This is a genomic window from Sphingomonas sp. GW821-FHT10F11 (assembly GCF_058809095.1).
Genome location: NZ_JBXASH010000001.1, coordinates 608612 through 631158, shown reverse-complemented (window position 1 = coordinate 631158; position 22547 = coordinate 608612). Strand labels below are relative to the sequence as shown.

Sequence of the window (22547 nt, the reverse complement as noted above, 5' to 3'; positions counted from 1 at the left end):
CGGTCGGCTGCGCCCGAATTGCAATCGGATTGCGCTTATATCGCGATTGGCGCAATGGATTCCCGCATGGATAGTATTGATCGCAAGATCATCGCACAGCTTGGCAATGAGTCCGGCATCACCAGCGAGGAACTGGGTGAGCGGGTGGGGCTTTCGCCCTCGGCCGCCCATCGCCGGGTCAAGACGCTGGAGCAGCAGGGGCTGATCCGCGGCTACCGGGCCCGGCTGTCGCCAGCTGCCCGCGGCAATCCGTCGACCGTGTTCGTCTCGGTCACGCTGACCGACCAGCGCCAGGCGACGATGATGGCGTTCGAGAAGGCGCTCGCCTCGACCGCCCAGGTGAGCGAGGCGCATCTGATGAGCGGCGAATCCGATTATCTGCTCAAGGTGCTCGTCCGCGAGGACGACAGCTATGAGAGGATCCACCGCGAGGTCCTGTCGGTTCTGCCGGGCGTGCACCGGCTCGTCACCCAGTTCACCATCCGCACGCTGGCGACGGAGGAATAGGGTGCATTCCTGCCCCAATCCGGGTGACGTTGCCGGGGGATTGGACGCGTGCTACTGCGCCGCCTCTTCGAACGCAGGGGCGCAGTTCGTTTCACCCATGACCTATGCACTTGAAAATCGGGCAAGATTGACCCGCCCGTGAGCAGCGATTCGCCAAGCGTGGACGAGTCCACGCCCGCGGAGGCCACGGCGTCCGCCATTCATCATCACAAGGATGGTCTCGCCAAGCTCGCGCTCGGCGCGATCGGCGTCGTTTTCGGTGATATCGGCACCAGTCCGCTCTATGCCTTTCGCGAGACCTTTGCCGGCCACCACAAGCTGGCGCTCGATCCGGCGCATATCTGGGGCGTCGTCAGCCTGATGTTCTGGTCGATGATGGTCGTGGTGACGTTCAAATATGTCTCGATCATCATGCGCGCGGACAACAAGGGCGAGGGCGGCAGCCTGGCGCTGCTTGCGCTGATCAATGGGCAGACCAAGACGCGGCGCTGGTCCAACGGCATCATCCTGCTCGGCGTGTTCGCGACGGCCCTGTTCTACGGTGATTCCATGATCACCCCGGCGGTGTCGGTGCTGTCGGCGGTCGAAGGCCTTGCCGTCGCCGCGCCCGCATTCGGCAGCCTGGTCATCCCGATTGCGGTAGTGATCATCATCGGCCTGTTCATGATCCAGCGCAGCGGCACGTCGCGCGTCGGGCTGTTCTTCGGCCCGATCATGCTGACCTATTTCGCGGTGATCGCGACGCTCGGCCTGCTCAGCATCGTCCACACGCCGGAGATTCTCTGGGCCTTCTCGCCACATTATGCGGTCGAATTCTTCATGCTCGACCCGATCCGCGCCTTTCTCGCGCTGGGTTCGGTCGTGCTGGCGGTGACGGGTGCCGAGGCGCTCTATGCGGACATGGGGCATTTCGGGCGCAACCCGATCCGCGTGTCCTGGCTGTTCTTCGTGCTGCCGGCGCTGATGCTGAACTATATGGGACAGGGCGCCCTGCTGTTCCGCGAGGGCGATCATGCGCTGCGCAGCCCCTTCTACATGCTCGCGCCGGAGAGCCTGCAGTTGCCGCTGGTCGTGCTGGCCACCGCCGCCGCGGTCATCGCCAGCCAGGCGGTGATCTCGGGTGCGTTCTCGGTGACTCAACAAGCGATCCAGCTCGGCTTCATCCCGCGCCTTCGCATCGAGCACACCAACGCAGCGACAGCGGGGCAGATCTACATCCCGCTGGTCAACTGGGCGTTGCTGGTGATGGTGCTGCTGCTGGTGATGTTCTTCCGCACCTCGTCCAACCTCACCTCGGCCTATGGCATCGCGGTGACGGGGGCGATGCTGATCGACACCTGCCTGCTCTCGGTCGTGCTGTTCCGGCTGTGGCATTGGCCGAAATATTACGCGATCCCACTGCTGGGGGTCTTCTTCCTGGTCGACGGGGCCTATTTCGCCGCGAACCTGACCAAAGTGCCATCGGGCGGCTGGTTCCCGCTGCTGATCGGGCTGATCATTTTCACTTTCCTGACGACCTGGTCGAAGGGGCGGCAGCTGATGATCGACCGGATGCGCGAGGCGGCGATGCCGATCAAGGTGTTCATCTCGTCCGCCGCCACCTCGGCCACGAGGGTGCCCGGTACCGCGGTGTTCATGACCTCCTCGCCCGAGGGTGTGCCGCACGCGCTGCTTCACAACCTCAAGCACAACAAGGTGCTGCACGAGCGCGTGATCCTGCTCACCGTGAAGATCATGGATGCGCCCTATCTCCCCGAATCGGAGCGTTTCATGCTGGAGAATCTGGGCGACGGCTTCCACCGCATGATCCTGCGCTACGGTTTCATCGAGGAACCCGACGTGCCTGTGGCGCTCTCGCGGGTACATCAATGCGGCGCTGATTTCCGCATGATGGACACCAGCTTCTTCCTCGCGCGGCAGACGTTGTTGCCCTCGGCGCGGCCGGGCATGATGATCTGGCGCGAGAAGCTGTTCGCCTGGATGCTCCGCAACGCGGAAAGCGCGATGGAGTTCTTCCGCCTGCCGACCAACCGCGTGGTCGAACTCGGCAGCCAGCTCGAGATTTGAGCGACGCAGCACCGATCATCGTGACGGCGCTGCTCGGCAAGGCCGATGCGGTGTGGTTCGATGCCCTGCGCCGGGCGCACTTCCCGCCGGAGCGCAACCAGCTCGAGGCGCATCTGACAATGTTCCACCACCTCGCACCCTCGCTCGAGACCGAGTTGAAGCATCGGCTGGTCGGCGAGACTCGCGGGGTGAAACCGCCCCAGGCATGGGCGGCGAACCTCATCTCGCTCGGGGCGGGAGTCGCGTTTCGGATCGAGAGTCCGGAACTGGCCGATATCCGGGACCGGCTGGCCGAGGCGTTCGCGCCGATGCTGATGCCGCAGGACCGGGCGGGATGGCGGCCGCATGTGACGATTCAGAACAAGGTCCCGCCGCAGGAAGCCAAGGCGCTGCTGCGGACGCTGGAGGCCGATTTCCGGCCGCGCCCGATCGCGATCGCCGGGTTGGCGAGCTGGCGGTATCGCGGCGGGCCATGGGCGCCGCTGTCGCGTCACATGTTCGCTTGACCGGAGCGGGCGTGCGCTCCTATAGGCGCCGCTCTCGAATGGCTGGGGCGGAGTAGCTCAGCTGGTTAGAGCACGGGAATCATAATCCTGGGGTCGGGGGTTCAAGTCCCTCCTCCGCTACCAAATCGTAGTGGGCCCACCTGCCATTCGCGATCCTCACAGACTGACGGAGTCGATCCACCGCCGCGCGCGCCGGGAGATGTCGGCCGGCAGATTGTCCGGATCGGCCTCGATGACCCGTTCGATCTCGATCGACCAACGGTTCGGCCGATAGACCACGTTGCGCACTAGGAAGACCGAGGCGCGGTCGCGGCGATTGTCGAGTTGCTCGTCGACCTCGAAGGCGAGCCCCGGGGCATCGTGCGCGACCATGCCGATCTCCTCCCGCAGTTCGCGCAGCACATTCTGCTCGGCGCTCTCGCCGGGCTTGCGACCGCCGCCGGGGAGGTGCCAGCCGCGCGCATAGCTGAGCTTCACCAGGACGATTCGCCCCACGGGCGTGAGGGCGATCGCGTGGGCGCCCTCGACGTCCGGCCGGGTGAGCGACCAGAGGTGGTGCCTGCCGAACTGGAACCCGCCGATCAGTATCCGCATCGTCTTCCGGTAGAGGGTGTGGATCGCCATGGGCAGGGCATGGTGCCTTGGCGCAGCGGAAGCAATCTTGGTTCATCCTGCGCCTTTTCCGCGTCAACCAATTCGGCTAGCGGGGCCTCACAAGGAGATGCCCATGAAGACCCGCGCCGCCGTAGCATTCGAAGCCAAGAAGCCGCTCGAGATCGTCGAGCTGGACCTGGAAGGCCCCAAAGCGGGCGAAGTGCTGGTCGAGATCATGGCGACGGGCATCTGCCATACCGATGCCTACACGCTCGACGGCCTCGATTCGGAAGGGCTGTTTCCGAGCGTGCTCGGCCATGAAGGCGCCGGCATCGTGCGCGAGGTCGGACCGGGCGTGACCAGCGTGAAGCCGGGCGATCATGTCATCCCGCTCTACACGCCCGAATGCCGCCAGTGTAAGTCGTGCCTCAGCGGCAAGACCAACCTCTGCACCGCGATCCGCGCGACCCAAGGCAAGGGGCTGATGCCCGACGGCACCAGCCGCTTCAGCTACAAGGGGCAGACGATCTTCCATTATATGGGCTGTTCGACCTTCTCCAATTTCACCGTACTGCCCGAGATCGCCGTCGCCAAGATCCGTGAGGACGCGCCGTTCAAGACGAGCTGCTATATCGGCTGCGGCGTCACCACCGGCGTGGGCGCGGTGGTCAACACCGCCAAGGTGCAGGTGGGCGACAATGTCGTGGTGTTCGGGCTGGGCGGCATCGGCCTCAATGTGCTTCAGGGCGCGAAGATGGCCGGTGCGAACATGATCATCGGCGTCGACATCAACCCGGACCGCGAGGAATGGGGCCGGAGGTTCGGCATGACGCACTTCGTCAATCCGAAACAGGTCGACGACATCGTCGCCCACCTCGTCGCGCTGACCGATGGCGGGGCCGACTTCACCTTCGACTGCACCGGCAATACGACCGTCATGCGCCAGGCGCTCGAGGCGTGCCATCGCGGCTGGGGCACCAGCATCGTCATCGGCGTGGCGGAAGCGGGCAAGGAGATCAGCACGCGGCCGTTCCAGCTCGTCACCGGCCGCAACTGGCGCGGGACCGCGTTCGGCGGCGCCAGGGGCCGGACCGATGTGCCGAAGATCGTCGACTGGTACATGAACGGCAAGATCGAGATCGACCCGATGATCACCCATGTCCTCAGCCTGGAGGAGATCAACAAGGGCTTCGACCTGATGCATGCCGGCGAGAGCATCCGCAGCGTCGTCGTCTACTGATGGAGACGATCAGCACCAACAAGACCCATGGTGGCGTGCAGGGCGTCTATCGGCACCAGTCGACCGTGACCGGCACGCCGATGACCTTCTCGGTGTTCGTGCCGGAGCATGCGGACGGCGCGCGGCTGCCGGTGCTCTGGTATCTGTCGGGGCTGACCTGCACCCATGCCAATGTCACCGAGAAGGGCGAGTATCGCGCCGCCTGCGCGGAGCGGGGCGTGATCTTCATCGCGCCCGACACCTCCCCGCGCGGGGACGAAGTGCCCGATGACGAGGCCTATGACTTCGGCAAGGGCGCCGGCTTCTATGTCGACGCGACCGAGGAGCCCTGGTCGACGAACTTCCGCATGCGCAGCTATATCGAGGACGAGCTGCCCGCGCTGATCGCGGGGCAATTCCCGATGGCCGACATGGCGCGGCAGGGGATCACGGGCCATTCGATGGGCGGGCACGGCGCGCTGACCATCGCGCTGCGTAACCAGGGGCGCTTCAGGAGCGTCTCCGCCTTCGCCCCGATCGTGTCGCCGCTGCATTGCCCCTGGGGCGAGAAGGCGCTGACCGGCTATGTCGGCGCCGACCGCGAGGACTGGCGAACCTATGACGCCTGCGCCTTGATCGCCGATGGTTTTAGCGTGCCAGAAATCCTTGTAGATCAGGGGGATGTTGACAGTTTCCTCGCAGAGCAACTCAAGCCCGAGTTGCTGCGCGAGGCGTGCGCCAAGGCCGGGATCGACCTGACCCTGCGGATGCAGCCGGGGTATGATCACAGCTATTATTTCATCTCGACCTTCATGGCCGATCATGTCGCCTGGCATGCCGCGCGGTTGAAGGCCTGAAAGCAAAACTGCGCCCTCCGGCCATTCCGCCGGCGGGGCGCCGACGCCATGTTGCCAGCCAGCCCGCATCGCCCCTAGATGCGCTCACCTCATCACGGACGACTCCATGACCACCCATTCGACCCGCATGCTCATCCTCGGCTCCGGCCCGGCCGGCCTTTCCGCCGCCATCTACGGCGCGCGCGCCGGCCTTGCGCCGATCGTCGTTCAGGGCATCCAGCCCGGCGGGCAGCTGATGACCACGACCGATGTGGAGAATTACCCGGGCTTCAAGGACGTGATCCAGGGGCCGTGGCTGATGGAGCAGATGCAGGCCCAGGCCGAGCATGTCGGCACGCGCATGATGTGGGACACGATCGTCGAGATCGACCTGTCGCGCCGGCCGTTCCGGCTGATCGGCGACAGCGGCGATGTCTATCAGGGCGACGTGCTGGTCATCGCGACGGGCGCGCAGGCCAAATGGCTCGGGCTCGACAGCGAGGAAGCGCTGAAGGGCAAGGGCGTGAGCGCCTGCGCGACGTGCGACGGCTTTTTCTTCCGCGGCAAGAAGATCGCGGTGATCGGCGGCGGCAATACCGCAGTCGAGGAAGCGCTGTACCTGACCAACCACAGCGACGATGTGACGCTGATCCACCGCCGGGACTCGTTCCGCGCCGAGAAGATCCTCCAGGACCGGCTGTTCGCGCACAAGAACGTCACGGTATTGTGGAACAAGGAAGTCGAGACCTTTGTCGACGGCGGCGGCAATGCCGGGCTCGTCGCGCTCGACCTAGTCGACACCGTCACGGGCGAGAAGTCGCGGCTCGATGTCGAGGGCGGCTTCGTCGCGATCGGGCATCATCCCGCGACCGAGCTGTTCCGCGGGCATCTGGAGCTCGACAACGACCATTATATCAAGGTCCAGACCGGCTCGACCAGGACGAGCGTGCCGGGCGTGTTCGCGTGCGGCGACGTGATGGACAAGGTCTATCGCCAGGCAGTGACGGCAGCGGGGACGGGGTGCATGGCGGCGCTGGATGCCGAGCGCTTCCTTGCCGAGGCCGATTTCGAGGTTGCCGAAGCGGCTGAGTAACGTCCCAAGGCGCGCACAATTCTCCAACTTTACCGCTGTTTCGTCGGTTTATTTTTTCTTCCGCTGTTATGTTGGATTTTGCGGTCGAAAATCCTGTTCCGTTTCAGTGGCTTGGGCGGGTTTTTCCCTGTTATGCATAACAGCGGTAAAATGCGTCGATAACAGCGGGAAAATACCGCTGTTATCGCTGAAAAAGCGCGCTTCGAGCGTCCAACATTCCAGTCATGTCAAAGAGCGTTGCCGGGCGCGGTCGGCGGTCCGGCTTCCGGGGACGCTAGCGTAAGCTTGCGAGTATTGAATCAAGCAGGCGTTGGGCTTTCAAGACGTCGTACCGGACTTGTTCCGGCATCCACCGTTCCCGGCATTCATCGGCCAACTGGTTCGCGGCACGGTGGATCCCGGAACAAGTCCGGGGTGACGGGAGGAGAAGTACAGCTCTAACCGGCCAATGCAGCCTCTATCTGCTCGAACAGCCATTGCTTGTCGGCCTGGGTGGCGAAGCTGTGGCTGTCGGTGTCGTATTCCGACAGCGTGACATTGGCGAGCGGCGCTGCTTCCCAATGCTTGCGGAAGGCAATGGCGGTGTTGTCGCGCCGGGCGAGCAGGATCGTGACCGGGATGGTGCTTGCCGCCAGCGCGTCGAACAGGCGGGTAGCGAGACTGTCCGAGGCCGCAGGCTTGGTGGCAGATATCTTTCGTAAACCACCGAAAACATTTCCGATATTCACGCCACCGCGCAGCAGGCGCAGTACCTCTTTCGGACTCCGGAGCTTTTCGATGTAGCGCGCGCGGATCGCTGCGGCGGGGGGGAGGTCGTCCTGGTCCTCGATCACCCAGGGGTTGGCGAGGATCAGCGCGTCGATGCCGGCGACACCGTGGAACAGGGCGAGCGCGGTCGCGGCGTCGCAATTGCCGAAGGCGACCAGGCGTCTGATGCCGGTTTCGGCGACGAAGGTCGCAGCGGCGGCGGCAATGTCGGGGGCGGAGTCGAGGAAGCCATAGTTCTGACCGGTGGAATCACCGATGCCGCGGCGGTCGTAGCGCAAGACCGGGGTACCTGAGGCGGCCAGCCGTGCGGCGAGCATCGCCATGCCGCGGTGCGCGCCGATGCGGATTTCGTTGCCGCCGGAGACAATCAGCAGGCCGGTGACGGCGCTGCCCTCGTCAAGGGTACCCGCCAGCCGGTCGCCGGCACAGGGGAAGGTGATCAGGCGCCGCATGTCGCGATCCAGGCGGCGATGTCGTCGGCGAGCAGCCGGGCGAGGATGGGGTCGTTGTCCGGCTCGCTGCGGCGCCAGAGAGGCGCGCCGGGCAGGTGGCGATCGGCCGGCTGGGTGTCGCTCTCCAGGCGGACGGTGCGCAAGGGGACGGTGCCGACCGGTACGCTGGCCTTGAGCTGGGTGAGAAGGGCGCGCGACAGGCGATTGCCGGCGAGCTCCACGGGCGGGCCGGATAGTTCGATCGCGTCGTCGGCCCCGTCCTTGCCGGTGGCGAGACGGGTGCGCAGAAGGTCCCTGATCAGGCTTTCGCCCGAAACCGGCGCGAAGTGCCAGCGGCTGGCGAAGGGCGCATCGATGAGCGCACCGCCCCGGATGGCGACGCTATGGACTGCACTTCGCTCCGCTCCGATGCTCTCGACGAGTGTCGAAAGAGCGCTTGTCCAATCGCTTAAGGTAGTATTTTCAGTTTCAATGAGACTTTCGCCCGTGCCCGGCAAATCCGGCAGCACGCTGGCGATCCCGCGCTCGGCCAGCGCCCGCAGGATGGTGACGACGAAGGCGCGGGTGCGGTTGGCTTCCTCGAACAGCGGCATCGCCGCGATAACGACCGGGCCGGTGGCGGGGCCGAAGCGCAACATCGCCTCGCGCCCGCCGGGCCAGTCGTAATGGTCGTTCAAGGCGTGACCTTCACTGGTTTGCCTTGGCGGCGGCGAAGCGGACCAGCGCGCCGAAGGTCTCAAGCATCTCGCCATCGACCTCGTCATCCTCGATCAGGATGCCGAGACGCTCCTCCAGCTCGGTCAGCATGCCGGCCACGGCCATGGAATCAAGCTCCGGCAGCGCGCCGAACAGCGGCGTCTCGCTGCGGAAGGCGCCGACGCGCTCCTCGCTAAGGCCAAGCACGTCGCGAAGCACCGCGCGGACCGCGGCATCTATTTCGGCATTGTCGTCAGGAAGCACTATGGACCCCGGTTTCATCCCCTGTTGGCTTCCGCCGTTAGAGAATGGGCGGAAGGATGCCAAGTGCGGGCCTTGGCAGCGTGCCTGCGGGGTGCGTATCAGGAGGCATGATCCCGCTCGATCCCGCGCCGCAGCCAATCGATGCCCTGCCGTTGCGTGGGAGCCCGGGTAACGTCGCGCTGGTCGATCGGGAGGGAAGCCTGGATTTTGCCGAGCTTGAGGTGTTGACGGGCGCCGTGGCGGCATGGCTTGCCGGACAGGGGCTGGCGCCGGGCGCTCGGGTCGCCTCCTGGTTGCCCAAGACACGCCTCGCCTGTGTGCTGCCGATGGCCGCGCCGCGGGCCGGCCTGATCCATGTGCCGATCAATCCAGTGCTGAAGCGGGCGCAGGTGGCGCATATCCTGGGCGACAGCGGCGCCGACCTGCTGGTGACCCAGGCGGCGCGCGCTTCCTCGCTTGAGATGGGAGACGTGCCGGCCGGGTGCAGGATGGCACTGGAAGACGAGGCGGTCAGCGATGACGTCATGCCGCCGTCCTCGGCCGAGGCGGATACCCTGGCGGCGATCCTCTACACCTCGGGTTCCACCGGGCGACCCAAGGGCGTGATGCTCAGCCATGCCAATCTGTGGCTCGGTGCGATCTCCGTGGGGCATTATCTGAAGCTCCTGCCGGCCGACCGCGTGCTCGGCGTGCTGCCGCTGAGCTTCGACTATGGCCAGAACCAGCTTTTCTCGACCTGGGCAGCCGGCGCGTCGGTGGCGCCGCTCGACTATCTGGCGGCGCGTGACGTCATCAAGGCGGTCGATCGGGTCGGGGCGACGACGCTCGCCGGCGTGCCGCCGCTCTGGGTGCAGCTGCTCGAGGCGGAATGGCCGGTCGAGACGGCCACGCGGCTGAAAAGGCTGACCAATTCGGGCGGGGCGCTGACGCCGGGCATGATCCGTGGGCTGCGCGCGCGCTTTCGGCAGGCCGATCTCTATCCGATGTACGGCATCACCGAGGCGTTCCGGTCGACCTATCTGCTGCCGGAACTGGTCGACGCTCATCCTGACTCCATGGGCAAGGCGATCCCCTTTGCCGAGGTGATGATCGTCCGCCCCGACGGTACGCGCGCCGCGCCGGGGGAAGCGGGAGAACTGGTCCATGCCGGGCCGCTCGTCTCCAAAGGCTATTGGCGCGATCCTGCGCGGATGCCGGAGCGTTTCCGCCCGGCGCCCGCCTTTTCCGAATTGGGCGGCGTCGCGGTCTATTCGGGCGATATCGCGATCGAGGATGAGGACGGGCTGTTCCGTTTCGTCGGGCGTAACGACGAGATGATCAAGAGTGCGGGCAACCGCATCAGCCCGACCGAAGTCGAGGAGGCGGTGGTGTCCGGCGGCGAAGCGGTCGAGGCGGTGGCGATCGGGGTGCCCGATGCGCGGCTCGGCCAGGCGATCGTCGTGGTGGCGCGGCCGAGCGGCGATCCGGTCGAGGCGGAGGCGAGACTTCGCGAGCGGTTGCGGCGCGAGCTGCCGAGCTTCATGCAGCCCGCGCGGTATGAATGGCGTGGGGCGATACCGCGTAATGCCAATGGCAAGCTCGACCGTGCGGCGCTGAAGGCGGAGGTGACGTCATGAAGCCGATGGGCGCGATTCCCGCGGAATTCCGCGGGGAGGAACCGCTGGTCATCGCCGGCAAGAGCGCCGAAGCCTGGATCGAGGAGGCCGGCGACACGCCGCTGTTCGTCTATGATGCCGGCATGGTTTCGGCTCGCATCGCGCGGCTGCGGGCGGCGATGCCGGCGGGGCTCGACATTCATTACGCGATCAAGGCCAACCCGTTCGCGCCGCTGATTGCCGCCATGGCGCCGCTGGTCGACGGGCTGGATATCGCGTCGAAGGGCGAAATGGCGCTGGCGCTGGCGGCGAAACCGGCCAGCGCGATCAGCTTTGCCGGGCCGGGCAAGCGCGACGACGAGATCGCCGCGGCGATCGAGGCGGGGGTGACGGTCAATCTGGAATCCGAGGGCGAGGCGAAGCGTGCGCTGGTGGCGGCGGAGCGGCTTGGCGTCACGCCGCGGCTTGCCGTGCGGGTCAATCCCGAGATCGAGCTGCGCGGATCGGGCATGCGCATGGGGGGCAGGGCCTCTCCCTTCGGCATCGATGCCGAGCGGGCGGCGGCACTGGCGAAACAGGTGATCGCGGCCGGGGTGGATTGGCGTGGGTTCCATATCTTCGCCGGATCCCAGGCACTTGACCCCCAGGCGATCATCGAGACCCAGACCGAGACACTGGCGCTGGCCGGCCGGCTGGCGGACGAGGTTGGCGTCACGCCGCCACTGGTCAATCTCGGCGGCGGCTTCGGTATTCCCTATTTCCCGGGCGAGGAGCCGATCGACGTGGAAGCGATCGGCGCGGCCCTGAGCGAGCGTATGACGTCACTGCCGGACTCGCTGAAAGGCGCGCGCTTCGCGATCGAGCTGGGGCGCTGGCTGGTCGGCGAGGCGGGCGTGTATTTGACGCGCGTGATCGACCGGAAGGAGAGCCGGGGCGAAGCGTTCCTCGTGGTCGATGGCGGGCTTCACCACCAGCTCGCCGCCTCCGGAAACTTTGGAACGGTAGTGAAACGGAATTATCCGGTCTCGGTCGCCACCGCCGGGAAAGACGCGCCCGTCGAGACGGTTAGCGTGGTCGGATGCCTGTGCACCCCGCTCGACCGGCTGGCCGACCGCGTCTCGCTGCCCGTGGCCCATCCGGGAGACGTTATCGCCGTCTTCATGGCCGGAGCCTATGGCCTGTCGGCGAGCCCGGCGGCCTTCCTCGGACACGCGCTTCCGGCCCAGATTCTCGCCGGTTAGGCCGGGGTCCGGGCCCATTACTAACGCAATCTTCACCTCTTCCGCCCCATAGCGGGACCATTGCCGCGAACTCTGCCGGACTGACGTCACCGGTGGAGACAGACGGCGGGAGGTTCTCGCGATGGGTTTTTCGTCTCGTTTCAATGGTATGGCTCTGGCAGCCTCCGCCGCCCTTATGCTTAACGGCTGCATGGGTGGTGGCGGGCGTTCCGATCTGCCGCCGGCGAGCTTCGTGGCGTCGCAGGAACAGCCGGGCGAAGAATATATCATCGGCCCGCTCGACCAGCTCAACATCTTCGTGTGGCGCAACCCCGAACTGTCAGCAAAGGTGCAGGTGCGCCCCGACGGCCGGATCACTACGCCGCTGGTCAGCGACATGCCCGCGGTCGGCAAGACGCCGGCGATGCTCGCCGACGACATGAAGATCGCGCTGGGCGAATATATCAAGGACCCGATCGTCTCGGTCATCGTCGAGAATTTCTCGGGCACGTTCAGCCAGCAGGTCCGCATCGTCGGTGCGACCGAGAAGCCGGCGTCGATCCCTTATCGCGCCAACATGACCCTGCTCGATGCGATGATCTCGGTCGGCGGCCTCAGCCAGTACGCAGCGGGCAACCGCGCCAAGCTGGTCCGCTACGACCGCAACACCGGCAAGCAGGTCGAATACAACATCAAGCTTTCGAGCCTGCTCAAGAACGGCGATTCGAGCGCGAACGTGCGGCTGGAGCCGGGCGACGTGATCATCATCCCCGAGAGCATGTTCTGAGGGGGCCGGGGGGATGAACGGCCTTTACGACGAGATCAGGGTCGCGCTCCACGCGATCTGGACGCGACGCTGGCTGGCGCTTGCGGTCGCCTGGGCGATCGCGGTGGTCGGCTGGCTGCTCGTGTCGCAGATTCCGAACAGCTATGAATCGCGAGCCCGCGTCTTCGTGCAGATGCAGCGTATCCTGCCGAGCGCGGTCGGCATCACGGCCGCCGACCAGCAGAAGGATGTCGACACGATCCGCCAGACGCTGACGTCGGCGGTGAATTTGGAAAAGGTGGTGCGCGGCACCGACCTGGCCAACACCGTGTCGAGCGACCGCGAGGTCGCCGACCGCGCAGCGGGCCTGCAAAAGGCGATCAAGATCACGGCGCAACAGGATAATCTGTTCGAGGTCGTCGTGACCGGGTCGAGCCCCAAGGTGGCGCGCCAGATCGTCCAGAAGCTGATCGACCTGTTCGTCGAGCAGAATCTCGCGGGCGACCGCGACGAGACGACCCAGTCGCTGGGTTTCCTCGATTCCCAGCTCGAGCAGCGCCAGAAGCAGCTCCAGGAGGCCGAAGCCAAGCGCGCCGATTTCCAGAACCGCTATCTGGGCTCGCTGCCCGGTACCGGATCGCTGACCGACCGCATGGGCGCGGCGCGCACCCAGATGGCGCAGGTCGACAGCGACCTCGCCGCGGCACAATCGAGCCTGGCGGCGCTGACCGGCCAGATGGCGGGCACGCCGCAGACCGTCGCGGGCGCGGGGCCGACCAGCGGGCCGGCACGGGCACGGCTTGCCGCGATCCAGGGCCAGCTTGGCGAGGCACGGGCGCGCGGCTATACCGAGAACCATCCCGACGTGGTCGCGCTGCGCAATCAGCTCGCCGCGGCGCAGGCAGCCGCGCGCAACGAACCGCTCGGTGCGGGCGGCGGGGCGAACAACCCGCTCTATCTCTCGCTGAAGTCGATGCAGGCGGACAAGCAGGCGACCGTCGCCGCGCTGACCATGCGCAAGACCCAGCTCCAGTCCGATCTCGAGCAGATCAATTCGAAGCTGGCGGGCGATCCGGCGGTGGCCGCCGAGCAATCCGAGATCGAGAATAATTATCAGGTGCTCAAGGACCAATATTCCAAGCTGCTGGCCGACCGCGAGTCGATCAAGCTGCGTGGCCAGGCCCAGACCCAGACCGACGCGATCAAGTTCAGCGTGATCGACCCGCCGTCCGCACCGCGCGTGCCGACGTCGCCGAACCGTCCACTGTTGCTGACCGGCGCGCTGCTGGCCGGCATCTTCGGCGGCATCGGCGCTGCCTTCGCCATGGGGCAGTTGCAGACGACCTTTGCCACGGCCGGACGGCTCGAGCGTGCCACCGGCATGCCGGTGATCGGATCGATCGGCGAGATGGTGACCCGGGCGCAGATCGCGTCGCGGCGGCGCAAGCTGGTCTATTTCGGCGGCGGCGCCGGGGCGCTGGCGGTCGCCTATGTCGCGCTGCTCGGCGTCGAGATGTTGCAACGGGGACTGGCGGCATGAACGACCTGACACCCCGCAAACCGGCCGGATCGCTGCTCGAGCGTGCCGCCCAGGTCTATGACTTCGGCACACATCTGCGCCCGGTACAGCAGGAAGAGACGCGCGAGGCGGTTCAGCCGCAGCCGGCTCCCGCGCCCGTGGCCGAGCAAGCGCCGGCCCTGACTCTGGGTGAGGAAGCGCCGCTTCCACCGGTCAGCGAGGAAATATTCGAAGAAGCACCGGCTCCCCGCGCGCGCGCCGTGCAGGTCGCGCCCGGACGGGGTGTGGCCATCGACCGGGTGATGCTCGCCGAGAAGGGCCTGCTGGTCCCCGGCGCACCGATCGGCGCGCTGGTCGAGGAATTCCGCCAGGTGAAGCGCCAGCTGCTCCAGACCGCGCGGATCGTGAAGAAGACCGACGGGGACCGGTCGCGGACCATGCTGGTCTGCTCGGCCAAACCCAATGACGGCAAGACCTTCTGCGCGATCAACCTCGCCATCTCGATGGCGGCCGAACGCGATGTCGAGGTGCTGCTTGTCGACGCCGATTTCGCCAAGCCGGACGTGATGAACCGGCTGGGGCTGAAGGACGGCCCGGGCCTGCTCGATGCGCTGGCCGACCCGCGGGTCGATGTCGAGGCGTGCGTGATCCGCACCGACATCCCGCAGCTCAGCCTGTTGCCGGCCGGGACCAAATCGATCACCGATACCGAATTGCTCGCGAGCCGGCGCACGGCGGAGATCGTCGCCGATCTGCTCGCCGCCGACCCGAAGCGGCTGGTGATCTTCGATTCGCCGCCGGCGCTCGCTGCATCGCCCGCCTCTGTGCTGGCCAGTCATGCCGGGCAGGTGATGCTCGTCGTCCGGGCCGATCGCACCAGCGAGAACGACTTGCGCGATGCGGTCGCCCAGCTCGATGGCTGCGAGCATATCCAGCTTGTGCTGAACGCCGTGTCGTTCGTCCCCGGTGGCCGCCGTTTCGGCAGCTATTACGATCAGGAGGACGCAAAATGATGCGCCCGATCATCCTCGGCGCGGCGCTGACCGCCGTGCTCGTTACGCCCGCCGCCGCGCAGGACCGCCAGCGCAGCAAGTCGATCGCGCCCTATATCGAACTCGGCCAGGTGCTGACCGCCGATCTGCAATCGGGCGACGTGCTGACCTACTCGACCGTTGCGGCCGGGGTGGATGCCTCGATCCAGACCCAGCGCACCCAGGTTCAGGTGAGCTATCGGTACGAGCGGCGCATTTCCTGGAACAAGAAGGTCGGTGACGACGATATCCATAGCGGCCTCGCGCGCGCCTCGGTGAGCGTTGCGCCGGGGTTCAGCCTGGAGGGCGGCGCTCTCGCCACCCGGGCGCGTTCCGACATTCGCGGGGCGGCGCCGGGCGTGCTGGCCGGCAATGTCGACAATATCTCGCAGGTCTATTCGGCCTATGCCGGGCCGAGCCTGTCGACTCATGTCGGGCCGGCGAGCGTCAATGCCAGCTACACCTTCGGCTATACCAAGGTGGAATCGCCGGGCGCGACGGGCGTTGCGCCGGGCAGCCAGAAGCTCGACGTGTTCGACAGCGCCACCAGCCATGTCGCGCAGGCGAGCATCGGGGTGAAGGCGGGCACCGTGCTGCCGGTCGGCGTTACCGTCAGCGGCGCCTATGAGCGCGACGATGCGAGCCAGCTCGACCAGCGCTATGAAGGCAAGTTCGCGCGGGGCGATGTGGTCTTGCCGGTGCTGCCCACGGTCGCGCTGACCGCGGGTGCGGGGTATGAGAAGATCACGGTCAGCCAGAAGGACGCGCTGCTCGACGGCACCGGCCAGCCGGTCGTGGACGGGGCAGGGCGGTTCAAGACCGACCCTGCCTCGCCGCGCCGCATCGCTTATGAGACCGACGGGCTGATTTATGACGCCGGCGTGATCTGGCGGCCGTCGCCGCGCACCACGCTTCAGGCGCGCGTGGGCAAGCGTTATGGCGGCATGACCTATACGGGCTCGTTCAGCTATGCGGCGAGCCGCTCGATCGGCTTCCAGGTCGGCGTGTACGACAGCGTCGATACCTTTGGGCGCCAGCTGCGCAACGGCATCGCCAGCCTGCCGACCAGCTTCCTCGAGCAGCGCGATGCGTTCGGCCAGCAATTCAGCGGCTGCACCTATGGCGCGTCGAGCGGGGCGCCGGGCGGATGCCTGAACGGCATCTTCCAGTCGATCACCAGCTCAAGCTATCGCGCGCGTGGTGTGGACGCGGTGATGACCGCCAATCGCGGCCCGCTGCAGTTCGGTGTCGGCGCGGGCTATGCCAATCGGCGCTTCTATGCGCCGGGCGGCACTGGCTTCACCATCAACGGGGTGACCGACGAGAGCTATTACGGCCAGGCCTTCGTCTCGGCGGCGATCGACCGCAATTCGGGCGTATCGGGCAATGTGTTCGCCAATTATTTCCAGAGCGGGATCGGCAACACGCCGGGCGTGCTCGGAACCGGGGCGACCGGGCTCTATTATCACAATTTCGGCCGGGTCGGGACGACCGCGTCGGTCGGGGTCTATCAGTTCAGCCAGAAGGGTGAGGACGATCAGGTTTCCGGATCGGCCCAGCTCGGGATGCGCTATCAATTCTGAAACACGTGGCGGCTTATTGCCGCGCGTTGGGATGGTGAGAATGTACGACGACCATTACGGATTGAGCGGGCGGCCGTTCCAGCTGACGCCAGATCCGCGCTTCTGGTTCGATACGGCCACGCACCGCAAGGCGATGGCCTATCTCGGCTATGGACTTGCCCAGGGCGAGGGGTTCATCGTCATCACCGGCGATGTCGGCGCGGGCAAGACCACGTTGGTCGGCCATCTGATGGCGACGGTGGATCGCGAGCGGCTGCATGTCATCAAGATCGTCTCGACCCAGATCGAGGCCGAGGACCTGCTGCGCATGGTGGCGGGCGGGCTCGAACTCGACAGTGCCGGCATGACCAAGGCGCAGCTGCTGACCGCGATCGAGCGCGGCCTGCATGCCATGGCGCGCAGCGGCCGGCGGACCCTGCTGATCGTCGACGAAGCGCAGGCGCTGCCGGTCTCGGCGCTGGAAGAGCTGCGCATGCTCTCCAACTTCCAGGCGGGCGGCCATGCGCTGCTGCAGATCTTCCTGCTCGGCCAGCCCGAGTTCCGCGAGCGGCTGCATGGGTCGGAACGGCTCGAGCAGCTGCGCCAGCGCGTGATCGCGATGCATCATCTGGATCCGATGGGGCCTGAAGAGGTCGAGCCCTATATGGTCCACCGGCTCAAGGTGGTGGGCTGGAACGGGCGGCCGCGCTTCACGCCCGATGCGTTCGAAGCGCTCTACAAGGGATCGGACGGCGTGCCGCGGCGGCTGAACCAGCTTGCGGGGCGCGTGCTGCTGTTCGGCGCGATCGAGCAGCTCGATACGATCGACGGGCGCGCGGTGACGGCGGTGATCGCCGATATCGCGGGCGATTCGCCGGTAGCGAGGCCTGCGGCTTTTGTTCAGCCGACGCCCGTGCCGGTCGCCGACGAGCCGCGGCCGATCCGGGCGGTGCGCGAGGAGATCGCTCCCGAGCCGGTACCGGTGCGCGACGATGCGCTGATGGCGCGCCTCGCGGCGCTGGAAGCGCGCGTGCAGGACCAGGATGCGGTGATGCGCCGGGTGCTGACCCTGCTGGTCGACTGGGTCGAGGGCGAGCAGCGTCCCGATGTCGCGTCAGTGCATGCGGTCAGCCGGTAGCGCATCATGCGCAACGCCCTTTCCGTCGATGTCGAGGACTGGTTCCAGGTCGGCGCCTTCGAGAAGGTGATCGACAAGGCCGACTGGGATTCGCTCGCGCCGCGCGTCGAGCGGAACACCGATGCCGTGCTCGCGCTGTTCGGCGAGAGCGGGGTGAAGGGCACCTTCTTCACGCTCGGCTGGGTGGCGCATCGCTATCCGGCGCTGATCCGGCGGATCGTCGAGCAGGGGCATGAGCTGGCGAGCCATGGCTGGGACCATCAGCGCGTCTTCACCATGGATGCGGCGCAGTTCCGGGCTGATCTCGCACGGTCGCGCAAGACGCTGGAGGATGCCGGCGGAGTCGCGGTGACGGGCTATCGAGCGCCGAGCTTCTCGATCGACAAGCGCACGCCCTGGGCGCACGCGGTGCTGGCCGAGGAGGGCTATGCCTATTCGTCGAGCGTCGCGCCGGTGCGGCACGATCACTATGGCTGGCCCGAGGCGCCGCGATTCGCGTTTCGGCCCGTTGCGGGCGCAGAGCTGATCGAAGTGCCAGTGACGATCGCCGATGTCGGCGGGCGCAAGCTCGCGACGGGTGGCGGGTTCTTCCGGCTGTTTCCGGCGGCGCTGACCCATTATGCGATCCGGCAGGTCGCGGGCGAGGGGCATCCGGCAGTGTTCTATTTCCATCCCTGGGAGATCGATCCCGGCCAGCCGCGTGTGGCCGGGGCGCCGCTCAAGTCGAAGATCCGGCATTATAGCCGTTTGGGCGCGATGGCGGGCAAGCTGCGCGGGCTGATACGGCGGCACGACTGGGGGCGGATGGATGCGGTCGTCGCCGAGGCGCGGGCGGGGATGGCGTGAACATGCCGTTGGTCTCGGTGCCGCTGGGGCTTCGCGCGGTCGATCTGCGCGATGCGGGGGAACTGGCGCGGCTCGATGCGTTCGTGCGGGCGCATCCCGAGGGCACGCCGTTCCATCTGCCGGCGTGGAGCGCTGCGGTGGCCAATGGTTGCGGGCAGCGCAGCCACACGCTGGTCGCCGAGCGCGCCGACGGGTCGCTGGCGGCGATGCTGCCGTTGACCGAGGTGCGCTCGCCCTTGTTCGGCAAGGCGCTCGTCTCGAACGGGTTTGCGGTCGATGGCGGGATCCTGACCGAGAGCCAGGATGCGGTGCGGCCGCTTGGCGAGGCGGCCTGGGCGCTGGCGGAGAGGCTCGGCTGCCCAACGCTGGAGATTCGCGGCGGACCAGTCGAGGGGCCGGAATGGATTCGCGACGAGACGACCTATCTCGGTTTCGTCCGCCTGCTCGCCGAGTCCGACGAGGCGGAGCTGACCGCCATCCCGCGCAAGCAGCGCGCCGAGGTGCGCAAGAGCCTCGATATCGACCTGGAGGTCTCGGTCGGCCGTCATGATAGCGACCTGAGCGCGCATTACGCCGTCTATGCCGAGTCGGTGCGCAATCTGGGTACCCCGGTGTTTCCGGCGGCGCTGTTCCGCTCGGTCTTAAGGGAATTTGGGGACTCTGCGGATATCCTGACGATTCGATCGGGAGGAAAGCCGGTGGCGAGCGTGCTGAGCCTGTACATGAACGGCACCGTCTATCCCTATTGGGGTGGCGGGACTCATGACGCGCGGGCGCTGCGGGCCAATGACCGGATGTATTTCGCGCTGATGGCGCATGCCCGTGCGAAGGGCTGCACCCGCTTCGATTTCGGGCGCTCCAAGGCCGGCACCGGCCCGGCGGCGTTCAAGAAGAACTGGGGTTTCCAGGGCGTCCCCCTGATGTATGCTAAGCGGGCGGCAGCTGGGGAGACGCCGCGCGAAATCAATCCATTGAACCCACGCTATCGGCTTCAGGTCGAGATGTGGAAAAAACTGCCGCTTTGGGTCGCAAATCGGATTGGGCCGCATATTTCCAAGGGACTCGGCTGATGGGCGACATTCTCTTCCTGGCGCACCGCGTCCCCTATCCGCCGGATCGGGGCGACAAGATTCGCGGCTTCAATATCCTGAAATTCCTGTCGGAGCGGAAGCGGGTCCATCTGATCGCCTTCGCCGACGATACGCGCGACATGAAGCAGAAGAGCGGGCTGGCGAAATTCACCGGCAACCGCTCGATCATCTGGCGTTCCAAGCCGCGTGCCGTCGCCGCGCTGGAGGCGATCTTCTCGCGCAAGCCCGTGTCGCTGACCGCCTTCGAGAACCGGCCGCTGCGCGAACAGGTCGAGCGAATCCTGTCGGCGCATTCGATCGACACGATCTACGTCTTTTCCAGCCAGATGGCGCAGTATCTGCCGGCCCGGCCACGGCAGCGCGTGATCATGGATTTCTGCGACATGGATTCGGCGAAGTTCGCCGCCTACGCGAAGACCGCGACCGGCCCGATGGCCTGGTTCCTGAAGCGCGAGGCAAAGCTGCTGTTCAGCCATGAACGCGCCGTCGCCCAGCGTGCCGATGCCAGCCTGTTCGTCAGCGAGGCCGAGGCGGAGCTGTTCCGGTCGAAGACGGGTGCCGAGCGCGTGCATGTCGTCGAGAACGGGATCGACACTGAATTCTTCGATCCCGTCGCGCAGTTCAAACGGATCGATACGACCGGCGAGTTGATCGTCTTCACCGGCCAGATGGACTATCGCCCGAACATCGAGGCGGTGACCTGGTTCGTCGAGACGATCCTGCCGCATGTCCGCATCCGTCATCCCCAGGCCCGCTTCGTGATCGTCGGGCGCAACCCGACCGAAGCGGTCAAGGCGCTGGCCAAGCAGCCGGGCGTGATCGTCACGGGCGAAGTCGCCGATGTGCGCGGCTGGCTGGCGGCGGCGTCGGTCGTCGTCGCGCCACTGAAGCTGGCGCGCGGCGTGCAGAACAAGGTGCTCGAGGCGATGGCGATGGCCCGCCCGGTCGTGGCCTCGGCCGCGGCGGCCGAGGGCATCGACCATGGCGGGACGATCCGCATCGGTGCGACGGTGGGCGAGATTGCCGAGGAAGTGATCGCCGTGCTCGACGATGCGGCCGGTGGCGCGGCGATGGGCCGCGAGGCGCGGGCGCAGGTGCAGAAGCGTTATAGCTGGAATGCCTGCCTCGCGCCGCTCGACTCGATCCTGGGAATCAGGGTGAAGGCGCCGCCGCGGCGATCCGCCGCGTGACCATCGCGGTCCCGGCGGCTGACTTCGCGGCCGGGACGAAGGCCGGTGCGATCTGGCGACGGCAGGCGGCGATCCTGGCCGGGGTCGCTGTCGCGCTGTTGCTGCTGTTCCGGGCCGACACCGCCGATCTCGCGCGGATCTGGTGGACCAGCACGACCTTCGGGCATTGCCTGTTCATTGCGCCGGTGATCGGCTGGCTGGTCTGGCAGCGGCGGGCGGAGCTGGCCCAGCTGACGCCGACGGCGTGGTGGCCCGGGCTCGCGCTGGTCGCCGTCGGCGGGTTCGGCTGGCTGCTCGGCGACGCGGCGAGCGTGGCGCTGGCGCGGCATCTCGGGCTGGTGATGATGCTGCAGGGCGCGGTGGTTACGATCCTCGGGCCCAATGTCGCCCGCGGGCTGCTGTTCCCGCTTTGCTATGCCTTTTTCATGGTGCCGTTCGGCGAGGGGATGGAGGGGCCGCTCCAGACCGTCACGGTCGAGATGACCATGCCGCTGCTTCACCTGTTCGGCGTACCGGCGCAGGTCGACGGTGTGCTGATCACCATTCCCAACGGCTATTTCGAGGTCGCTGAAGCGTGCTCGGGCGCGAAGTTCGTCATCGCGATGATCGCCTATGGCGCTCTGGTCGCGAATGTCTGCTTCAGCTCCTGGACGCGGCGGGCGATCTTCATGGTCGTGGCGCTGGTCGTGCCGGTGATCGCCAACGGGCTGCGGGCGTTCGGGACCATCTACGCCGCGCATCTGACCTCGGTCGAGCAGGCCACCGGCATGGACCATATCGTCTATGGCTGGGTGTTCTTCGGCGTGGTGATGGCGGCAGTGCTGGCGATCGGCTGGCGCTGGTTCGACCGCGCGCCCGATGCGCCGGTGTTCGATCCGGCGACGTTGCAGGCGGCGCCGAAGCGCCGGATTGATGCCTTGGTCGCGGCTGCCCTGGTGCTGACGGTCGCGGGCATCTTTCCGGCCTGGTCGGCGGCGATTGCTGGCCGCGCGCAGGCGCTGCCCAACGCGATCGCGCTGCCCGAGGTGCCTGGCTGGCACCGCGCGCCGATGAGCATCAAGGCGCCCTGGTCGCCTTATTATCCTGGCGCCGACCATTATCTGATCGGTCGCTATGTGAACGGGCAGGGCGATGCGGTCGACCTGGCCGTCGCGGTTTATGGCAGCCAGCGCGAGGGCAAGGAACTGGTCTCGTTCGGCATCGGTGCGATCCGCGAGGATGATGTGTGGGTGCGGATCCAGGATCTGCCCGATATCGCCGGTGGGTCGGTGATCCGGGCGACCGCGCCGGGGCCGGTCGAGCGCCAGATCACCACCTGGTACCGGGTCGGCGATGTGGTGACCAACAGCGACCGGACGGTGAAGCTGGAGACGCTCAAGGCGAAGATGCTCGGCGGGCCGCAGCGGGCGGTCGCGGTGCATGTTTCGGCCGAGGCGATGCCGGGCCGCGATCCACGCGCGGCGATCGGGGCGTTCGTCGCGGCGCTCGGCCCGATCGACGTGCTGGCCGACCGCAGCGCCGGCATGACGCGCTGAACCCGCCGTGATTTCGGCCGGGTCGAGCTTGTCGAAGGACTCCGCTTCCTGT

21 protein-coding genes and 1 tRNA gene are annotated in these 22547 nt (G+C 66.6%); 18 read left to right on the top strand and 4 right to left on the bottom strand.

From position 1 onward, the window contains the following. Positions 1–66: 66 nt before the first annotated feature. The 4 genes from AC1RT8_RS03035 to AC1RT8_RS03020 all read left to right on the top strand — a co-directional run bounded on the left by AC1RT8_RS03035 (position 67) and on the right by AC1RT8_RS03020 (position 3203). Complete coding sequence (locus AC1RT8_RS03035) at positions 67–507, top strand: Lrp/AsnC family transcriptional regulator (RefSeq protein WP_493074112.1); 441 nt, start codon at positions 67–69, stop codon at positions 505–507. Between the two features lie 138 nt (positions 508–645). After that, positions 646–2574 carry a potassium transporter Kup gene (locus AC1RT8_RS03030; protein ID WP_493074111.1) on the top strand — a complete coding sequence of 643 codons (1929 nt, stop codon included), beginning with the start codon at positions 646–648 and terminating at the stop codon, positions 2572–2574. Beyond that, positions 2571–3080, top strand: coding sequence for a 2'-5' RNA ligase family protein (locus AC1RT8_RS03025; protein WP_493074110.1), 510 nt, complete (start codon positions 2571–2573; stop codon positions 3078–3080). Before AC1RT8_RS03030 ends, AC1RT8_RS03025 begins: the two co-directional genes overlap by 4 nt. Before the next feature lie 46 nt (positions 3081–3126). Beyond that, positions 3127–3203 (top strand) — tRNA-Met (locus tag AC1RT8_RS03020). A 33-nt stretch (positions 3204–3236) separates the two neighbouring features. On the opposite strand, the gene AC1RT8_RS03015 is transcribed toward AC1RT8_RS03020, so the two are convergent. After that, a complete protein-coding gene (locus AC1RT8_RS03015; RefSeq protein WP_493074109.1) occupies positions 3237–3704 on the bottom strand; it encodes an NUDIX domain-containing protein in 468 nt (155 codons plus the stop codon). A 103-nt stretch (positions 3705–3807) separates the two neighbouring features. On the opposite strand from AC1RT8_RS03015, the gene AC1RT8_RS03010 reads away from it, so the two are divergent. The 3 genes from AC1RT8_RS03010 to trxB all read left to right on the top strand — a co-directional run bounded on the left by AC1RT8_RS03010 (position 3808) and on the right by trxB (position 6822). Beyond that, positions 3808–4914, top strand: coding sequence for an S-(hydroxymethyl)glutathione dehydrogenase/class III alcohol dehydrogenase (locus AC1RT8_RS03010; RefSeq protein ID WP_493074108.1), 1107 nt, complete (start codon positions 3808–3810; stop codon positions 4912–4914). After that, a complete protein-coding gene (fghA, locus tag AC1RT8_RS03005; RefSeq protein WP_493074107.1) occupies positions 4914–5750 on the top strand; it encodes an S-formylglutathione hydrolase in 837 nt (278 codons plus the stop codon). The genes AC1RT8_RS03010 and fghA overlap by 1 nt, the downstream gene beginning before the upstream one ends. Positions 5751–5856: 106 nt before the next feature. Beyond that, on the top strand, positions 5857–6822 hold the full coding sequence (trxB, locus tag AC1RT8_RS03000; RefSeq protein ID WP_493074106.1) for a thioredoxin-disulfide reductase: 966 nt from the start codon (positions 5857–5859) through the stop codon (positions 6820–6822). Positions 6823–7259: 437 nt separating this feature from the next. Here the strand turns inward: trxB and AC1RT8_RS02995 are convergent, their stop codons facing one another. Genes AC1RT8_RS02995 through AC1RT8_RS02985 form a run of 3 tightly spaced genes read right to left on the bottom strand, consistent with a single transcriptional unit; the run spans position 7260 to position 9002 of the window. Next, on the bottom strand, positions 7260–8042 hold the full coding sequence (locus AC1RT8_RS02995; RefSeq protein WP_493074105.1) for a hydrolase 1, exosortase A system-associated: 783 nt from the start codon (positions 8040–8042) through the stop codon (positions 7260–7262). Then, a complete protein-coding gene (locus AC1RT8_RS02990) occupies positions 8030–8719 on the bottom strand; it encodes an alpha/beta hydrolase family protein (RefSeq protein WP_493074104.1) in 690 nt (229 codons plus the stop codon). Before AC1RT8_RS02990 ends, AC1RT8_RS02995 begins: the two co-directional genes overlap by 13 nt. Before the next feature lie 10 nt (positions 8720–8729). After that, positions 8730–9002: an acyl carrier protein gene (locus AC1RT8_RS02985; RefSeq protein WP_372854882.1), complete on the bottom strand. Its 273-nt coding sequence runs from the start codon at positions 9000–9002 to the stop codon at positions 8730–8732. A gap of 107 nt (positions 9003–9109) precedes the next feature. Between AC1RT8_RS02985 and AC1RT8_RS02980 the strand changes: the two genes are divergently transcribed. The 11 genes from AC1RT8_RS02980 (at position 9110) to xrtA (ending at position 22495) form a co-directional block, all read left to right on the top strand. Continuing rightward, the gene (locus AC1RT8_RS02980; RefSeq protein WP_493074103.1) at positions 9110–10618 is read left to right on the top strand and encodes an AMP-binding protein; all 1509 of its coding nucleotides are present in this window, start codon (positions 9110–9112) and stop codon (positions 10616–10618) included. Continuing rightward, positions 10615–11838 carry a pyridoxal-dependent decarboxylase, exosortase A system-associated gene (locus AC1RT8_RS02975; protein ID WP_493074102.1) on the top strand — a complete coding sequence of 408 codons (1224 nt, stop codon included), beginning with the start codon at positions 10615–10617 and terminating at the stop codon, positions 11836–11838. The genes AC1RT8_RS02980 and AC1RT8_RS02975 overlap by 4 nt, the downstream gene beginning before the upstream one ends. Positions 11839–11986: 148 nt before the next feature. Continuing rightward, positions 11987–12604, top strand: coding sequence for an XrtA/PEP-CTERM system exopolysaccharide export protein (locus AC1RT8_RS02970; protein ID WP_493074101.1), 618 nt, complete (start codon positions 11987–11989; stop codon positions 12602–12604). Between the two features lie 13 nt (positions 12605–12617). Beyond that, the gene (locus AC1RT8_RS02965; protein ID WP_493074100.1) at positions 12618–14123 is read left to right on the top strand and encodes an XrtA system polysaccharide chain length determinant; all 1506 of its coding nucleotides are present in this window, start codon (positions 12618–12620) and stop codon (positions 14121–14123) included. Beyond that, positions 14120–15115 (top strand): AAA family ATPase, encoded by a 996-nt coding sequence (locus AC1RT8_RS02960; protein ID WP_493074099.1) that lies wholly within the window; start codon positions 14120–14122, stop codon positions 15113–15115. Before AC1RT8_RS02965 ends, AC1RT8_RS02960 begins: the two co-directional genes overlap by 4 nt. After that, on the top strand, positions 15112–16716 hold the full coding sequence (locus AC1RT8_RS02955) for a hypothetical protein (protein WP_493074098.1): 1605 nt from the start codon (positions 15112–15114) through the stop codon (positions 16714–16716). Before AC1RT8_RS02960 ends, AC1RT8_RS02955 begins: the two co-directional genes overlap by 4 nt. 40 nt (positions 16717–16756) lie before the next feature. After that, on the top strand, positions 16757–17833 hold the full coding sequence (locus AC1RT8_RS02950) for an XrtA/PEP-CTERM system-associated ATPase (protein WP_493074097.1): 1077 nt from the start codon (positions 16757–16759) through the stop codon (positions 17831–17833). Positions 17834–17839: 6 nt separating this feature from the next. Next, positions 17840–18679 carry an XrtA system polysaccharide deacetylase gene (locus tag AC1RT8_RS02945; protein ID WP_493074096.1) on the top strand — a complete coding sequence of 280 codons (840 nt, stop codon included), beginning with the start codon at positions 17840–17842 and terminating at the stop codon, positions 18677–18679. 2 nt (positions 18680–18681) lie between these two features. Beyond that, positions 18682–19749 (top strand): FemAB family XrtA/PEP-CTERM system-associated protein, encoded by a 1068-nt coding sequence (locus tag AC1RT8_RS02940; protein ID WP_493074667.1) that lies wholly within the window; start codon positions 18682–18684, stop codon positions 19747–19749. Next, positions 19749–20960: a TIGR03087 family PEP-CTERM/XrtA system glycosyltransferase gene (locus AC1RT8_RS02935; protein WP_493074095.1), complete on the top strand. Its 1212-nt coding sequence runs from the start codon at positions 19749–19751 to the stop codon at positions 20958–20960. Before AC1RT8_RS02940 ends, AC1RT8_RS02935 begins: the two co-directional genes overlap by 1 nt. After that, positions 20957–22495 carry an exosortase A gene (gene xrtA, locus AC1RT8_RS02930; RefSeq protein ID WP_493074094.1) on the top strand — a complete coding sequence of 513 codons (1539 nt, stop codon included), beginning with the start codon at positions 20957–20959 and terminating at the stop codon, positions 22493–22495. The genes AC1RT8_RS02935 and xrtA overlap by 4 nt, the downstream gene beginning before the upstream one ends. Positions 22496–22547: the final 52 nt, after the last annotated feature.

Excerpts from the sequence above, each read along its gene's own strand:
- AC1RT8_RS03035 (WP_493074112.1), top strand. The coding sequence starts at position 67 with ATGGATAGTATTGATCGCAAGATCATCGCACAGCTTGGCAATGAGTCC.
- AC1RT8_RS03015 (WP_493074109.1), bottom strand. The coding sequence starts at position 3,704 with ATGGCGATCCACACCCTCTACCGGAAGACGATGCGGATACTGATCGGC.
- AC1RT8_RS03010 (WP_493074108.1), top strand. The coding sequence starts at position 3,808 with ATGAAGACCCGCGCCGCCGTAGCATTCGAAGCCAAGAAGCCGCTCGAG.
- fghA (WP_493074107.1), top strand. The coding sequence starts at position 4,914 with ATGGAGACGATCAGCACCAACAAGACCCATGGTGGCGTGCAGGGCGTC.
- trxB (WP_493074106.1), top strand. The coding sequence starts at position 5,857 with ATGACCACCCATTCGACCCGCATGCTCATCCTCGGCTCCGGCCCGGCC.
- AC1RT8_RS02995 (WP_493074105.1), bottom strand. The coding sequence starts at position 8,042 with ATGCGGCGCCTGATCACCTTCCCCTGTGCCGGCGACCGGCTGGCGGGT.
- AC1RT8_RS02980 (WP_493074103.1), top strand. The coding sequence starts at position 9,110 with ATGATCCCGCTCGATCCCGCGCCGCAGCCAATCGATGCCCTGCCGTTG.
- AC1RT8_RS02975 (WP_493074102.1), top strand. The coding sequence starts at position 10,615 with ATGAAGCCGATGGGCGCGATTCCCGCGGAATTCCGCGGGGAGGAACCG.
- AC1RT8_RS02970 (WP_493074101.1), top strand. The coding sequence starts at position 11,987 with ATGGCTCTGGCAGCCTCCGCCGCCCTTATGCTTAACGGCTGCATGGGT.
- AC1RT8_RS02965 (WP_493074100.1), top strand. The coding sequence starts at position 12,618 with ATGAACGGCCTTTACGACGAGATCAGGGTCGCGCTCCACGCGATCTGG.
- AC1RT8_RS02960 (WP_493074099.1), top strand. The coding sequence starts at position 14,120 with ATGAACGACCTGACACCCCGCAAACCGGCCGGATCGCTGCTCGAGCGT.
- AC1RT8_RS02955 (WP_493074098.1), top strand. The coding sequence starts at position 15,112 with ATGATGCGCCCGATCATCCTCGGCGCGGCGCTGACCGCCGTGCTCGTT.
- AC1RT8_RS02950 (WP_493074097.1), top strand. The coding sequence starts at position 16,757 with ATGTACGACGACCATTACGGATTGAGCGGGCGGCCGTTCCAGCTGACG.
- AC1RT8_RS02945 (WP_493074096.1), top strand. The coding sequence starts at position 17,840 with ATGCGCAACGCCCTTTCCGTCGATGTCGAGGACTGGTTCCAGGTCGGC.
- AC1RT8_RS02940 (WP_493074667.1), top strand. The coding sequence starts at position 18,682 with ATGCCGTTGGTCTCGGTGCCGCTGGGGCTTCGCGCGGTCGATCTGCGC.
- AC1RT8_RS02935 (WP_493074095.1), top strand. The coding sequence starts at position 19,749 with ATGGGCGACATTCTCTTCCTGGCGCACCGCGTCCCCTATCCGCCGGAT.